This window comes from Vibrio sp. OPT20, from assembly GCF_963889365.1.
Lineage (GTDB): Bacteria > Pseudomonadota > Gammaproteobacteria > Enterobacterales > Vibrionaceae > Vibrio > Vibrio splendidus.
Map to the genome: position 1 here is coordinate 1 of NZ_CAWPOA010000107.1, position 16,026 is coordinate 16,026.

At 44.1% G+C, this 16,026-nt stretch carries 12 protein-coding genes and 1 pseudogene; 4 read left to right on the forward strand and 9 right to left on the reverse strand.

Annotated features, from left to right (window positions below; genetic code table 11):
• Positions 1–734: 734 nt before the first annotated feature.
• Positions 735–1,133 (reverse strand): hypothetical protein, encoded by a 399-nt coding sequence (locus tag AACR09_RS23095; protein ID WP_193835766.1) that lies wholly within the window; start codon positions 1,131–1,133, stop codon positions 735–737.
• A 197-nt stretch (positions 1,134–1,330) separates the two neighbouring features.
• Here AACR09_RS23095 and AACR09_RS23100 point away from each other — a divergent pair, with 197 nt between their 5' ends.
• The gene (locus AACR09_RS23100) at positions 1,331–1,810 is read left to right on the forward strand and encodes an Sbal_3080 family lipoprotein (RefSeq protein WP_017089890.1); all 480 of its coding nucleotides are present in this window, start codon (positions 1,331–1,333) and stop codon (positions 1,808–1,810) included.
• 217 nt (positions 1,811–2,027) lie between these two features.
• Here AACR09_RS23100 and AACR09_RS23105 read toward each other — a convergent pair whose 3' ends face one another.
• A complete protein-coding gene (locus tag AACR09_RS23105) occupies positions 2,028–2,876 on the reverse strand; it encodes a DMT family transporter (RefSeq protein WP_004730326.1) in 849 nt (282 codons plus the stop codon).
• Between the two features lie 139 nt (positions 2,877–3,015).
• On the opposite strand from AACR09_RS23105, the gene AACR09_RS23110 reads away from it, so the two are divergent.
• The gene (locus AACR09_RS23110) at positions 3,016–3,915 is read left to right on the forward strand and encodes a LysR family transcriptional regulator (protein WP_193835767.1); all 900 of its coding nucleotides are present in this window, start codon (positions 3,016–3,018) and stop codon (positions 3,913–3,915) included.
• Between the two features lie 175 nt (positions 3,916–4,090).
• Here AACR09_RS23110 and AACR09_RS23115 read toward each other — a convergent pair whose 3' ends face one another.
• Entirely contained in the window at positions 4,091–5,671 is a 1,581-nt protein-coding gene (locus AACR09_RS23115) for an EAL domain-containing protein (RefSeq protein ID WP_193835768.1), read from the reverse strand.
• Between the two features lie 333 nt (positions 5,672–6,004).
• Between AACR09_RS23115 and AACR09_RS23120 the strand changes: the two genes are divergently transcribed.
• Positions 6,005–6,427, forward strand: a complete 423-nt coding sequence (locus tag AACR09_RS23120; RefSeq protein WP_193835769.1) for a lysozyme inhibitor LprI family protein — start codon at positions 6,005–6,007, stop codon at positions 6,425–6,427.
• Positions 6,428–6,575: 148 nt separating this feature from the next.
• Positions 6,576–7,367, forward strand: a complete 792-nt coding sequence (locus AACR09_RS23125) for a carbon-nitrogen hydrolase family protein (protein ID WP_193835770.1) — start codon at positions 6,576–6,578, stop codon at positions 7,365–7,367.
• A gap of 101 nt (positions 7,368–7,468) precedes the next feature.
• Here the strand turns inward: AACR09_RS23125 and AACR09_RS23130 are convergent.
• From AACR09_RS23130 to rbsA, 6 genes and pseudogenes are all read right to left on the reverse strand, one after another.
• Positions 7,469–9,927 (reverse strand): annotated as a pseudogene (locus AACR09_RS23130) (CHASE3 domain-containing protein).
• A gap of 224 nt (positions 9,928–10,151) precedes the next feature.
• Entirely contained in the window at positions 10,152–11,153 is a 1,002-nt protein-coding gene (locus AACR09_RS23135) for a substrate-binding domain-containing protein (RefSeq protein ID WP_004730338.1), read from the reverse strand.
• A gap of 153 nt (positions 11,154–11,306) precedes the next feature.
• Positions 11,307–12,251, reverse strand: coding sequence for a ribokinase (gene rbsK / locus AACR09_RS23140; protein WP_193835771.1), 945 nt, complete (start codon positions 12,249–12,251; stop codon positions 11,307–11,309).
• Between the two features lie 200 nt (positions 12,252–12,451).
• The gene (gene rbsB / locus AACR09_RS23145) at positions 12,452–13,330 is read right to left on the reverse strand and encodes a ribose ABC transporter substrate-binding protein RbsB (RefSeq protein ID WP_009844904.1); all 879 of its coding nucleotides are present in this window, start codon (positions 13,328–13,330) and stop codon (positions 12,452–12,454) included.
• A 149-nt stretch (positions 13,331–13,479) separates the two neighbouring features.
• Positions 13,480–14,466: a ribose ABC transporter permease gene (rbsC, locus tag AACR09_RS23150; RefSeq protein ID WP_004730344.1), complete on the reverse strand. Its 987-nt coding sequence runs from the start codon at positions 14,464–14,466 to the stop codon at positions 13,480–13,482.
• Entirely contained in the window at positions 14,463–15,968 is a 1,506-nt protein-coding gene (gene rbsA / locus AACR09_RS23155; RefSeq protein ID WP_017089899.1) for a ribose ABC transporter ATP-binding protein RbsA, read from the reverse strand. Before rbsA ends, rbsC begins: the two co-directional genes overlap by 4 nt.
• Positions 15,969–16,026: the final 58 nt, after the last annotated feature.

A 16,026-nucleotide genomic window follows, 5' to 3' on the forward strand; every position in this document is an offset into this window, starting at 1 on the left:
TTGTTCGAAATGTGTGTTCAGCGATATTCATTAGATCAAAGACGGCGATGCGCGTCTACCTCATTGTTTTTATGCCTAATTATGAGGGGATTCGCAAGAGCAAGGCGTTATGTGCATCCGTAAAGTGTCGATATCTTAGGGTAAAATAGTTCTAGATATCTAATTCAGAATAGCTCGTAAACCTTAATTTAGAGGCTCTTGAATCATGGTATTACTTATAGTTTGGTTGGCTATTTTGGTTTCTTCAGCCAAGCCACTTGCTTCTGTTGCCCGACGAACATACCGTATTAGAGTACAAAGTAGCTCGAATGGTTGGAAAAGTATTTTTTTTTCTATATTGGCTCATCTTACCTTTGTTCAACTATTTAGTTTTCCTGTAGATGGTTGGTTTTACTGGGTACTTCCAGTACTAAATGTTTTGTTTGTTATGCACATACTCTTGCTCTTGGATTTGGTTCTAGATCGTTATAGTGTGGTTGATACTTCACGTTTTACCCATCGCTCAATCGCACCTTTTTTGGTGTCATGTAGTGCATTTATTGCAATGCTTTTCTACTCAGCTTATCTCAATGATGCAATACTGAGGGGAGTATGTATTGTTGCTCTCTCAATAGGTTTGACAGGGTTTCTAGTAACTTATAGAAATGTAAATAGGGTCATATAGCTAACAGAGTATTTTAGGTTGATAAGAATCGGTCTAACCAAACAGGGCGCCAATAACGGCGCCCTTTGTGTTAGTTGGAAACGCTGTAAGTGTCGTAGTCACGAAGTAAGAAGATCGCGATACAGGCTGCGAGTATTGGCCAAGAGGCGAAGAATAGAAGGTTATTGAACGGGTCCATGTATTTTCCAAAAGAGGCGAAGGTTGAACCTGCATGCAGGACTAAAATGGCGCCGTAGGTGTACTTTTTCCACATGCCGACGACGAACGCGCCTAAAAAGCCGAGCTGAGCGACACCCATAGCCATTATTGCGTTGTCCGAAATGTTGATACCGTAAAAGCCAGACAGCACCTTTGTAGCGTGCTCTGGTACCAGAATCTTATCTAAGCCCCAGAACAAGAAGACGATAAAAATGCCGACTCGCAATAGCAGTAGGCTGGTCGCCAATTTCGTTTGAAGTTTCTTTTCCATGATATTCCTTTTATGCACTCAACGATGCGATGAAATTAAATGTCCCTCCAAGGAGACCCATCGTCTTCGCATTTTCTTTCGTTGTTTTTTAGTGCCTTATGTAACAAGGAATGTCTGATTAACCTTTGCTTATATATAATATGTCATTTTTTTGATGTGGTATCATTTACGCAGTTAATTGTTAATGGATATATAACGTGAAAAAATACCTACTATTATCGCTTTCGGTTTTAATTTTGGCAGGTTGTGGAGCCCCTCGTTACACAGGGAGCGCGATTCCAGAACCTACGACTGAAGTGGATGTTGTTATCGTTAAAGACGCTGAAACACGTGAAGGGTTCTTGAATACCATGGAAGCGTGGCTGCAAGATAACGATTATACCTACACCGTCGTACCAGATAAGTCTAAGCACGATCTTGATAAGCTGACATTGGAGTATGAAGGCCATTGGAGCTGGGACTTAGCGTTGTTCTTAAAGCAAGCGGAGATCAATGCTTATCAAAACGGGCAAAGAGTCGGTGAAGTAGAGTTTAAAGTTCCATATACGGCTAACCCGAACAAGTTCGGTGATGCATCTAAGCGTATTGGTTTTATGATGGATACGGTATTTGGTAAGAAAACCGCTGAAGAAGCGACGAAAGCGGCAAATTCATCCGATTCAAAAGCGACGAACTAGTCTAATTAGCTGACTCACTCATCCCTTTGTTCGCTTTCTATTTCTCTTTAAGCTCAGCTCGAAGAGACCAAGAGACCAAGAGACGAAGAGACAAAGATGTGAAGCCGTGGCTTTTACCGTTACGGCTTCACATTGTTCATATTAATTCAAGCTCTTGTCTGAAGTGATACCTTACTCATTTCGCTTGGTATTCAGGGCCTGGTATCAATACGTTTCGCTATCTTTGCTTCTTTTCATTTCGAGCCAGCCAGATGAGTGGCAATATGATCATTGCAGTACCAATCGCCATTGCAATATCAGGCATTTCACCAAACCAGACCAACCCAACTCCCACCGCACCGAGTAAGCCGCTGTATTCAGCACTGGCGATTTTATTGCTTTCTGCCGATCGGTAAGTGACGACACATATCGCTGCGTAGATGAGGATAAAGCCACTTGAACCTGCGGCAGTGATCAGTGGTGACCAATCCCATTCACGGCCTTCCCAAATGGCGAGTCCAAGTGATGCCGGAACGCCTGCTAAATTGGTTAACAACAAGGTTTGTGCCACGGTTTGGTGCTTCGGGAGTTTACGGATCAATAAGTTATTGCTGGCAATGGTTAACGCTACGATAAGCGCTGCAATGGCCGCCCAATCGATCTCTGTCGGGCGAATGATGACCAGAACGCCCATAAAGCCAAATATTCCAGCAGCAACTGAGTAGCGGCTGAGTTGTTCTTTGAAAAATACCAAGGCTAACGGCAGCATCATCAAAGGTGCGGCGTAGAAAATCGCGTTGGCGGTGGCCAATGGCATAGCATTGATGGCAAACACCATAAAGATTGCACCCAGTAACCATATATGCGCGCGCAGGGCATGCCATTTCAGCCCGTCGGTGAAGCTCTTTTTACTCACGCCAAAACAAAAAGGCAGAAGGATTAACACGGCAGTTAGCTGTCTGAAGAAGACAAATTGAAATACAGCAATGTCTTCGCCCAAGGTTTTAATTAAGGCATCAGAGAAAACCGCAATTAGATTACCGACAATGAGTAAACTCATTGCCATTCCAACAGACATTGAAGGCATGATGAAGCTCCTATCATTGACTGATGCGTGTTCAGTGTGAGTTAAAGATAAAATGAAGAAATGTGATGGCGTAATCTTAATGCATAAAATCGTTTCATATATAATGATAAAAATTCACTTAGTATGAGCTGAACTAATAATGAAATTACCACCTTTAAGAGCAATACAATGTTTCGAGTCGGTCGCTCGTTTTAATAGCTTTTCTCAGGCGGCGATAGCGCTTCATGTTACTCAAAGTGCAGTGAGTCATCAGGTTCGCTTGCTGGAGGAATACTTAGGTGAAACCTTGTTTGTGCGTCAGGGAAGGCGTTTATCGCTCACCCCGATAGGAGAGCGTTACTACGAAGAGGTGTCTCATTCATTGCAGAATATCGCGCAAGCCAGCTACCAAATCCGCGAGGGTGACAGTGGCAAAATTCGGATTGCAATGTACAGTTCTCTGGCCGTGAAATGGTTGGTACCTAGGCTCGAAAACTTACGCCAACAGCATCCAGAAATCGACTTAACGTTAAGTATGGTGGCCGATGAGCCTGAGTTCTCGGATCAAGTTGCCGACTGCTTTATTACTGCCTACCCGCCAAAGAAAAACTACGTTAGTGACTTCCTATACAAAGAGCAGCTCTATCCGTTCTGTAGCCAAAAGGTGTGGCAGAGAATCGAAGATAAACCTTTGCCAGAGGCACTGTGGGATCAGCAGTTACTTTCAGTAAGTTCAATCTTCAAGGATGGCGGTGAAGCGAAAGACTGGGCTAAGTGGTGTGAACTCGGTGGTTTCAGCCTGCCAAAGGATGTGAAAATCAGCCAATTCAGCCACATGGTACTGGCTGCTGAGGCCGTGAAATACCATCAAGGTATCGCGTTCCTGAACGACTACTTTCTTAATGATCAAGATCTTCAACAAAACTTGGTTCGTATCCCAATGCACGACTTACCGACTGGCGACAATATGTACTTTGTCTACAAAAATTCGAGAGCCAAGCAGTTTGAAATCAGAACGTTAGGCCATTGGCTCAAACAGCAATGTTTTGATTATGAGTAAACGGTGAAGCGTAACATTGAAAGAAACCGCTCACTCTCAGATACATGCGTGGTATCTAGATACCACGCATGTATTTTAGGGGCGTGAACTACGTTCTTATGTTCGTTGGAAACGCTCCAAGTGTCCTAACTCGAAGTAAAAATATTGTGAGGCCTGCTGCCATCAATGAGTCTGCTTAGACTTGTTCCCATTCTGGCGTTGAGGTGGATGAGAGTTTGTCTTCATTATCTGCAGCCATATGTTGCTGTCTGAGCAAACTTATCGTTAGGCTTATTGGCATCGGCTTATAAAAATAGAAGCCTTGGATATAGTCGACGCCCAGTTTAGACAAGATGTTCACTTGGGACTCGTACTCAACCCCTTCGACGATCACTTGCATACCTAAGGTGCGGGACAACTGAAGCATGGACTCCAACAAAGGGATACCAAGGCTTGATTCGTCTGAAATGTTTTTCACAAACACGCGATCGATTTTGAGAATGCTGAACGGGAATTGTCTCACAAAGTCTAAGCCCGCATAGCCCGTACCAAAATCATCAATCGCAACTCTTACGCCCATATTCGATAGTTTGGTTAGGTTGTCTTTAATCTTAACCATATCGGCATCAGAACATTCACCATCCTCTGTGACCTCAAATACCACCTGCTTGAGAATGCCTGGGTTCTTCTTGTATATATGACTCACCTTGCTTGCGAAGTTGCTATTTGATAGCACATTCCGGCTTATGTTGACGCTGACATACCTTGATTGAAACAGGTGTTGGTTGCTGTTGATCATGGCTAATACTTCACGTAACACGAAGTACGTGAGGTCTTCTATTAACCCTAAGCTTTCTGCAAGAGGGATGAATATTGCGGGAGATACGTTACCTTCGATTGGGTCATGCCACCTCAACAGAGACTCGCAACCGACTATTTCATGAGTATTATGGTTAACGATAGGCTGCAAGTGGACATGCAAGTGATCGTTTCTTAATGCATCAGATAATGAATACTCTAAGCTTCTGTGGTTTTGTTTATTGTGCCTGATAGACACGGCGATAATTGTCGCGATTCCTGCAAATAGGAAACCGAACCAAGAGTAACGTAAGAGGTAATTAAAGTAATACTGATACCCAATATATGAGGTAACGGTTAGTGGGTATTTATCAGAAACAATGACTACTTTCTGTAAATATGTCCCTTCGTTTGGTAAGGATATGCTTTTATCAATTACTTTTACTTTTGATTCGATACCAAAATTGGATAGATTTCGATTTACTATGTCGTACAGGAAATGAGGAGGGATCATTAAGCTAATTCCCGCATTATCTTCGTTAGAAGAAATGAGCATGATGGAATTGACTTTAGTGATCGCAGCATTGGTATAAGACAACGTGGTCATGTTTGGATCGGAATTCAAGCGCTCTCTGATGGATTTAAAGAGACGGAATGAGACGTCACCTTCTGTTGTTGAACAATAAAATTGGTCATTTTTATTAAACAACGCCGCTTCTTTAATCCAGTCGGTATCAAAAACCGTTTGTCTCAGCCGAGTAACCACGGACTCGCATGATTGCCCGTGCTCAACCTCAGTCAAAAAGTAATCGAATTGAGATTGAATGTGCCTCAGTTTTTGCTCTAGTTGTTTGGATGAGTCTTCAGTCAACGTTTGGTAATGAAAAGGCGTAGCCGGAATTAGCATTGCCATTGATATACAAAAGGAAACAACGAAGCATAAAGATGTTTTAGCAATATTCGGGTAATTGATATCCATAGTTGGAGTAAGACTACCGATCTAAGTGAGCATTCGATTTAATTTATAAATTTAACGATTAGGTAGCAAGGAAAATAATAAATATTGTGAATAAACGCATGAATTATTGATAAAGATAATGTTTTTTCGATTTTACCAGTAACATATTGATGTTTAGCCGATTTTTCTTTGTAGATTTTACTTGGTTTTGCAGTACTAATACGAATAAAAGATATTTATAACCCTATAAAGACTAGAGTTATAAACGATTAGGATATTGAAGGAAATTGACTCAATAATCTGTGTTTCAGTTAACCGAAACACAGATTATTGATGACAGAATCAAGGATTTTTATGAAAAGAGCGATAACACTGTTCGGTTTGGCTTACTTCTCGTGCTCTGTGCTCGCTGTTGAAAAGACAGTCGATTGCGAGAATGCTATGAACACGCTAGAGATCAATCACTGTGCCGCAATTGAGTTGGAAACTGCACAAGCGGAACTGGATAAATACCTTACAGCCAGCTTTGAGCACGATGCTTATGATGCTGAGCTGGTGGCGTCAATTAAGAAGGCTCAGGAGAGCTGGCAGGCGTATATGTCGGCTCATTGTAACTCTGTGTACACCCAATGGCGTGATGGTTCAATACGAGGCCTTATGGCGCTTTCCTGCAAGACAACGTTAACCAAGCAGCGCACGCATGAAGTGTGGGCAAATTTCTTAACCTATATGGACAGCACGCCTCCCGTTTTGCCAGAGCCTAAATTAGCGCCGTAGGCAGATTTGAAATGCGTACAGGACTGTGCGCCTGCTTCAACCTTTGGCGTGCGAATAAGAAAGCGATAGGGGATTGCCTTACTCTGTCGTTCTTAGTCTCTAGTTTGAAGTATTACAGTTTGAAGTATTACCTAGCAAGGATTCGATTTTGAATAATGTCAGCGTCACCCTTGTTCAGCTTGAAGTTGAATATAAAAACAAACAAAAGAACATTGAGTCGGTCTCTGATCTTTTGGAAGCGGAATCGACAGTCGGGGATATCACTCTGTTGCCTGAATTGTTCACTACTGGATATATTTTTAACGATGCTGAAGAAATTCATGAACTGGCAGAAGATTTCAACGACAGTACTACTATTGATTCGTTAACTCAGATGGCAGCGAAGCATCACACCTTGATTGTTGCTGGTATTGCCGAGAAAGATAGCGGCCAATATTACAATAGCGTCGTGGTGGTTGATGGTTCAGGTTTACTTCATAAATACAGAAAAGTCAGTCAAACCAAATTCGACAAACAGTATTTTTCACGTGGGTGTGAGCTCCTTACATTTGAGCTCAAGGGCTTAAAGTTTGGTGTTGCGATTTGCTTTGATATTTGGTTCCCGGAGATCATGAGAGCGTATCAGTCGGTCGACGTTGTTCTCCATCCCGCGAATTTTGGTGGTCATCATAGCTTTGCTATTGCTCAAGCGAGAGCTTTAGAAGAGGGGTGTCATGTCGTGACGTGTAATCGCGTTGGGCAGGATGTGGTTGATGCGTTTACCGCGACTTATTGTGGTAGCAGTAGAACCTATTCACCAAAGGGAGACTTAATGCTTCAGCTCAACGACAAGCAATCTGTAGAAACTGTGAGTATTCAAGATCTCTCGATTGCGCCGCAATACAATGGTATTGATGTCGAAGATGAGATCCAGCAAATAACCGCCCTGTTAAACCGTTAGACCGTTAGACCGTTAAATCGTTAGAACAAAGACTAGAGCGACATAAGATCGAAAAGCGCAAAGTGATTAAACCTTGCGCTTTGGTTTGAGAGTGAATTTTTTTAAGTTTTATCATTCATTTGAGTCTGGCGCTCAATCGAATTAACGGCTTTCATCCGCTGAGCTTGATGTATGTTGACCGTCAGTCGATTGAGCAGCTTTGCAGCAGTTCAATATCAGGCAGTTGCTGATCTTTTGCCTGTACTTCTAGCTCTAATGCCTGCTTAGAAAGCATGTTGAGACCTAAGTTTAGCGACATACCTTTAATGGAGTGCAAAGTGCGACATAGTGGCTCCAGCTCCTTCGATAAATAGTATTCGATGACTCGATCAACAGACTGTTCGAACTCAATAATGGTTGAATCGATAAGTAAGCTGAATCCTTCCGTGTCGTCTTTAAGTATGCGTATCACTTCTGACTGACTTATCTCTTCTTCTGTTAATCTCAGTGTTTCAATTGGCTTGCGATGAAGTTCGACGATATTTTTGATGTCAGTCGAGCCTTCGGTTTTTATTTGCTTAGGTAATCGATTCGAAAATTGTTGCAGGGCGTCGAAAAAGCTCTCTTGTTGCAGAGGTTTAGTCAGAATATGGTCGACACCGGCTTGAATGAAGTTGTCATGAGCTTCACGGAAAACATCGGCCGTGTAGGCGAATATCAAGGTGTCGAGTTTTAGTTTCTCGCGGATGTACTGAGTGGTCTCGATCCCGTTCATTTCCGGCATGTGATTGTCCATCAAGATCAGGTCGTATTGATTGATTTTGAGGCGTTCAATTGCCAATTTACCATTCTCCGAAAGATCAACATGATGGCCGAGCTTTTCACAGAAGCCTTGTGCAACGATCGCATTAATACGATTGTCTTCCACCAATAAAATACGCAATGAATCACAAGTCAGGTTTTCTGTATTGATTACTGGTGTGACGATATCCCCTGTTTTTCCTTCTTGCCATGCGATAGGGAGAGAAACTTGGAATTTTGTGCCAAGCCCAACAGCGCTCGTCAGTGTTATTTCACCATTCATTAGGCTGACTAGATTCTTAACGATCGCGAGGCCAAGCCCCGTCCCGCCAAACTTTCTTGTGGTTGAAGTGTCAGCTTGTTCAAACGAATTAAAGATTTGCTCGTGTTTGTCTTTTGGAATGCCAATACCCGTATCTGTTACCGTGAGAATAAGTTGGTTGTTTGGTCTGTTGAGATCCGCTTGAATGGATACGTGACCTTCTTTAGTAAATTTGGTCGCATTACCGCCCAAGTTGAACATGATCTGACGTAATCTTGCACAGTCTCCGATCAGCTGGATGCTTGTTGGTATATTATTTTCGATTAACAGGCGAATGCCTTTTTCATCGGTCAAAGGTTTAAGCGCGCTACGTACAGGTTGTATTACTTGGACAAAATTAAACGGTGCAAAGTCTAACTCAAGTTTATTTTCTTCCACTTTCGAGAAATCTAATATGTCGTTGAGTATCGTCATTAAATGATGGCCAGAATCGAGAATGAGATCGATGTTCTCTTTTGTTTCCGGCTCTTGGGTTTGGCTGGCAATGATCTGGGAGATACCAAGTACTCCATTCATTGGCGTTCGAATCTCGTGGCTCATAGTCGACAGAAACTCGCTCTTAGCCTTTACCGCCGCTTCTGCTTTGGTTCTTTCTTCGACTAACTCCTGATTTTTCTCTCGCATTTCGCTGTCATTTTTTACGAGGTTTGTTGTCATTTTTTGAAAGCTTTGTGTGAGGAGAGCCACTTCGTCTTGGCTGTCGTTCTTTGAACCAAGTTCGAGAGTCGCAGCGCCTTGTTTCAAATGGCCAGCGGCAACTTGGTTCGCTGCTTGAAGTAGAGTGTGTAATCTTCGTTTTATTCGCTTGGACGACCACGTAGCGACAAGGAGTGAGATAAACACCGAAAACAGTGTTCCCAGAATGAGTACATAACTGGTTTGATTGGCTGAGCTTTCGGACTTGGCGACTCTGACACTGATAAGTTGTTGTTCAATTTCAATAAATTGAGCAATCTCTTGACGGACCTCATCAATCAGTTTTTTTCCGGTTTGCTGCTGAGTGAGATAGACAACACTCTGCATTTCAGCTTCACCTCTGTTCACGAGGTTACGCTGCATGATCTCTTTCTCTCCTGATTTTTCTAGCCATGTGTTGTGGATAGCATCAATTCGATTAAGGCGTTCTACTTGAGGTGGGTTGTCACTCACTTGAGTCGCAAGGGTTTGAATTTTTTGAGGCCATACATCAAGTGCCAAGTAGTAGGGTTCTAAAAACACGAGGTCACCGGAGATCAGATAGCCACGCTGAGCCGTTTCCATGTCTACTGTTAGGCTGAGAAGTTCTTGAGCCCGAGCGATGGCTTTGTGTGTATGAACGACCCAATTATTGTCTTTCACAATATTTCGGGTGTTGTCATGAACAGAAAAAGCAACGATAAGCATCAAAGCGATAGGAATCAAAAAGCTAACCAATAGCTTCTTCTGTAGGGATATGTTGTCAAACCAACCCGCGATCATAAAACAGCGCTCTCCATGTCGATGTCATTTCATTGTTAGTGTAGATGATAATGAGTAGCTAAGTGCGTAAATAGTTGCTAAGCGCGCAAGTGCATATGTTGGGGATGTAAGTCCTGCATATAAAGGGTATTTATGGAGCAAGTAAGAGTCGTAATTATGTGCCAAAGACAAAAAAGCTAGCCCGAATAAGCTAGCTTTCAACTGTATCATGGGCGGGTTGAGCCCTAAATCGCTTTTACGCTGCTTCGCTCTACAAGAGTCGGTTCTAGTTCAACGACTTGCGGGTAGGCGTCTGGCGTTTGTAGTCGGCTTAACAGGGTATCGACTGCCGCTTTACCTAAACGGTGCTTTGGCTGGTGGATTGTGCTTAAAGCGGGTGTCATGTACTTAGATAAGTGGATGTCATCGTAGCCAATGATAGACAGGTCATTTGGAATCAATGTGCCATCTTGAGCTGCCGCATGAATCACACCCATCGCCATCATGTCGTTGCTGACGAACAAGGCCGAAGGCATTTGACCACGAGCTTTCAATGTTTGGTAAGAATCAAAGCCACCATCGCATTCGAAGTTTGATTCAACAATCCACTTAGGGTTGATCTCTAAATTCGCTTCTTCCATTGCTTGTTTATAGCCTTGATAACGAGAAGAAGCTTGGTTGCGATGCAGTGGGCCAGTAATACAGCCAATATCCGAGTGACCATTATCGATCAGGTGTTTGGTCGCCATGTAGCCACCTTGATGCGAGTTGTCTTGGATTTTATCACTTGCGAACAGCATTGGACCCCAGTCCATTACCACGACAGGTAACTCTGGGTAGCGCTCGAACACATCGATATGTTGACCTTCAAGCGTTGAACACATCAGCATCAAGCCATCAACACGCTTTTGCAGCAAAGTATCGATAGAGGATTTCATGCGTTCGCTATCGCCTTCGGTGTTGCACAGGATGAGGTTGTAGCCTTTTTCGTAGCAACGACGCTCAACACCTTTCACTACTTCACCAAAGAATGGGTTGGTAGAGGTGGTAACCAGCATGCCCAAGGTTTTGGTTTGCTTCATTTTTAAGCTGCGAGCTAATGCAGACGGCGCGTAGTTGAGTTCTTTGGCCGCACTGTTAACACGCTCAGCAATCTCTTCACTGACAAAACGTGATTTGTTCATCACATGGCTCACGGTAGACGTTGAAACCTTTGCAACCCGAGCGATGTCTTTCATTGTTGCCATATAAAATCCTTGTGGGAATCACTTTTCCACGTTGGGCGATATTCTGCCTGAAAACAGGGGCTTATGCTTGATATTTGTTGTTACCGAATTTGAAGGCTTACATCCGTTAACTACGGTTTAGCTCAGGAGTTAACCCTTCAAATAGGTATCGAGCTAAGCAGACAGTTGCTCTGCCAAAAACGCATCGGTTTCAGCACGGCTTGGAATCGACGTTTGAGCGCCAAAGCGAGTCACTGAAATGGCAGCGGCAGCGTGAGCAAACTTAATCGCGCGTTCTAATGGCATGTCTTCAAGCAAGCCTGTGACTAATGCGCCATTGAAAGTATCACCAGCAGCGGTTGTGTCCGTAGCTTCAACGCGGAAGCCTGCGATTAATTCACCTTCGCTAGCTTCATTACCTTGACCACGATGACTCACCCAAACGCCTTTCGCGCCTAGCGTGATCATTACCGTTTCGATGCCTTTAGCATGCAGAGCCAAAGCTGCCTGATGAGCAGATGCGTTGTCCGTCACGGTAATGCCCGTCAGCACTTCTGCTTCGGTTTCGTTGGGTGTAATCACATCAACACAAGCAAGCAGTGAATCCGATAATGGACGAGCAGGAGCCGGGTTAAGAATCACTTGCGTGCCGCTCTCTTTTGCTACTTTTGCAGCGTATTCAATGCCTTCAATTGGCGTTTCAAGCTGAGTCAGCAGGTACTTAGCACCGCGAATCTTCTCTAGATGCGGTTCGATTTGGTCGCAAGTCAGCTTGTTGTTGGCTTCCGCAGAGAGACAAATGCTGTTTTCGCCTGTTGCTGATACTTGGATCATCGCGATGCCCGTCGGTGTGTTTTCTACAACGATCACACCGTCGATGTTGATGCCATCTTTGGCAAAGTCTTGACGAATATTGATCCCAAATGGGTCGTCACCAACACAGGCGATAAAGCCAATGTCTGCGTTTAATCTTGCTGCAGCGACCGCTTGGTTTGCGCCTTTGCCGCCAGGGATGACCTGATAGTTACCGCCAATCAAGGTTTCACCCGGACGAGGGAACGAAGGAACTTGCAGTACGTGGTCAGCGTTAACGCTACCTAAAACAATCAGTTGAGTCATGATACGAGCCTTATGATATATCGTATTTGAAAATGCATGGGTCTTTCTCATGGTGTTATCTGCGCTCTCGTTTGTAAGCGGCATGAGAAACAGCGATGCACTGTCGGAGTTTTGCTTTTTGTTTTGAGCCAATGAGCCAATGAGCTAAGCAAAGCAGGGGATAGGGGACCCCTGCTTTATATCGTGTTATCTAGTAACGATTACTTAGCGATGATTTTTAGAGGTACTGGTACGTACTCGTCTACTGTCTCGCCTTTTAGTACTTTGTCTGCCATTTCAACACCTAAAGAACCGATTAGGTCAGGTTGTTGTGCAACCGTTGCGCCAAGTAGGCCACGGTTAACAGCAGCGATGCCGTCTTCAGTGCCATCAAAGCCAACGATCATTACGTCTTTACCTGAAGCTTGAACTGCGCGAAGTGCACCGAGTGCCATTTCATCGTTTTGAGCGAATACTGCTTGTACGTCTGGGTTTGCAGCAAGCAAGTTTTCCATTACGTTCAGGCCTTTAGTACGGTCGAAATCAGCAGGTTGGCTTGCTAGAAGCTCTAGGTCGCTGCCGTTTACTGCGTTCATGAAGCCTTCACCACGTTCACGAGCAGCAGAAGTACCAGCAATACCTTCAAGTTGGATTACTTTCGCTTTCTCGCCTACTTTTTCCATGATGAAGTGACCTGCCATTTCGCCGCCGATTACGTTATCAGAAGCAATGTGGCTCACTACGTCACCACGGCTCGCGCCACGGTCTAGCGTTAGTACAGGGATGTTTGAACGGTTAGCAATACGAATAGCGTTAGATACTGCATCTGAATCTGTAGGGTTAATCAGGATTGCCTTAACACCACGAATGGTTAGATCTTCAATGTTCGAAAGCTCTTTGCTTGGGTCGTTTTGAGAATCAAGAACGATAAGCTTGTAGCCTAGCTCTTCAGCTTTCGCTTCTGCGCCATCTTTCATGGTTACAAAGAATGGGTTATTCAATGTAGATAGAACGATTGCCATTGTATCTTGCGCCTGTGCAGACACAGATACCGTTGTAGAAAGAAGAGCAGCAGAAATAAGAGTCGCTAATTTTTTCATGGTGTAAGTCCTTTGTGTAGGGTGAGCTAGGATGTGAGTCCTAGCTCGTAGTTACATTATTTATAGATTCTAATATTTTAAGGTAAAACAAACTGTCACTTTTATTAAACTAGGGTGTTACTTGTATTAACCTAGGATGTGAATAGGTTTTATTTGTTTTTGTTGTCGACCAATACCGCCAGAAGAATAACCACTGCTTTTGCAATCATCTGGTAGTAAGAAGATACGTCTAATAGGTTTAGGGCGTTGTTTAGGAAGCCGATAATCAGAGCACCAATTAATGTGCCCATGATGCGACCACGACCGCCGGCTAAGCTTGTGCCACCAAGAACTACGGCTGCGATGGCGTCTAATTCATAACCCATACCTGCGGTAGGTTGAGCTGATGACAAACGAGATGCCACGATGATGCCTGCAACCGCTGCTAACAGACCACAGATTGCGTAAACGCCGATTTTTACTTTGTCTACGTCGATGCCAGACAGGCGAGTTGCTGATTCGTTGCCACCCAGTGCGTAAACGTAGCGACCAAAGCGTGTGTGGTTAAGTAGGTACCATACTGCAGCGAATACCACGGCCATGATCCATACTGGAACTGGGATGCCCATTGCGTAGCCTGTACCGAACCAAGCAAACGCGTCTGCAGTATCAGTAAAGCCAGTCGAGATAGGACGGCCGTCGGTGTAAACCATGGTTACGCCGCGCAATAGAGTCATTGTTACAAGCGTTGCGATGAAGGCTTGAACCTTACCCTTGGCGATAATCACGCCACTGATCGCACCCAATGCTGCGCCTGCTACTAGAGCAGTTGGCACTGCGATCATCACTGGGATTTCCATGCCAATCATGCTGGCTGCGAAAGCACCACAAAGTGCCAGTACAGAGCCGACACTCAAGTCGATACCCGCGGTTAAGATAACCAGTGTCATACCTACTGCGATAATGGCGTTAATCGAAGTTTGGCGTAGGATATTGAGGATGTTATCGACGGTGAAAAAGTTTGGGTTTAAGAATGAAACGACAACAATCAGGAAGATCAAAGCAATCAATGACTTTTGATCAATCAGCCACTCTTTGCTGATTAACGGTTTTTTCTTTGGAGCTTCGGTTGTTTTGCTCATGGTTTTAGTACTCATGCTGCGTCCTCGTTGATCTTTTTACCGACCGCACACGCCAGTAATAATTCTTGGTTTGCTTCTTTAGCATCAAATTCACCGCTTACACGGCCTTCATGCATCACCATGATGCGGTCACTCATTCCTAACACTTCTGGCATTTCAGACGAGACCAAAATGATGCTCATGCCGTCGGCTTTAAATTTATTAATGAGTTGGTAAATCTCTTTCTTCGCACCGACATCGACACCACGAGTGGGTTCATCAAGAATCAGTACTTTTGGTTTGGTCATCAAGCCTTTAGCAATTGCCACTTTCTGTTGATTACCGCCAGAAAGGTTGCCAATAATTTGTTCGCGAGTCGGGGTTTTGATGTTGAACAGCTTGATGAAGTCATCGACTGCAATCACTTCATCTTTATGTTGGATTTGACCTTTATTAGTCAGCAGATCCAGTGCACATAACGACATGTTTTCTTTCACTGAAAGTCCTAGCACAAGGCCATCGCCTTTACGGTCTTCAGAGATGTAAGCAATGCCATTGGCCAAGCCGTCTTTCGGGCTTACAGGGTTGATGGTTTTGTTTTCTAGGTTGATGACGCCGCGCTCACTTGGAAGGGCACCGTAAATCACTTTCATCAGTTCAGTTCGGCCTGCACCCATAAGGCCAGATACACCCAGGATTTCGCCGCGCTTTAGAGTAAAGCTCACGTCATGGACACCAGAACCCGTCAGGCCAATCACTTCAAGACAGGTTTCACCGTGGCTCTGGCCGATACGTGGGTATTGTTCGTCTAGCTTACGGCCAACCATCATTTCGATTAAGCCATCTTCGTCGGTGTCTTTAACTTCACACTGACCAATGAACTTACCGTCACGAAGCACGGTGATGTCATCGCAAATCTCAAAGATCTCTTTCAAGCGGTGAGAGATGTAAACAATGCCGCAGCCTTCAGAACGTAGCTCGTTAATCACCTTAAATAGCGACTCTGTTTCGGTATCAGTGAGCGCATCGGTTGGTTCATCCATGATGATGACCTTAGATTCAAACGATAGGGCTTTTGCGATCTCTACCATTTGTTGCTCACCAAGGCTCAACTGGCCTAAAGGTGTTTTCGAGCTGTGTTTCACGTTAAGGCGTTTAAGTAGCTTGTCGGCTTCTTGGTACATCTCGTTCCACAAGATGCGACCCATGGTGCCCGTGATTTCACGACCTAAGAAGATGTTCTCGGCAATGGTTAACTCAGGAATTAGGTTCAGTTCTTGGTGAATGATACTAATGCCTGCTTGTTGAGAGTCACGCGGTCCTTTAAATGCAGCTGGTTTTCCTTGGTAAGCGATAGTGCCGCTGTCCAAGTGATAGATACCCGTAAGCACTTTCATAAGCGTTGATTTACCTGCACCGTTTTCACCCATTAACGCCATTACGCGTCCTGGGTAAACGTTGAGGCTTGCCTTATCCAGTGCTTTAACACCAGGGAAGGCTTTCTCAATTGAGCTAAGTTCTAAAATGGCTTGAGTCATGTCGGTTCCTTTACTCGGGGCCAGTTGTATTTGATTGTTCTGTATATGCATTATTTTT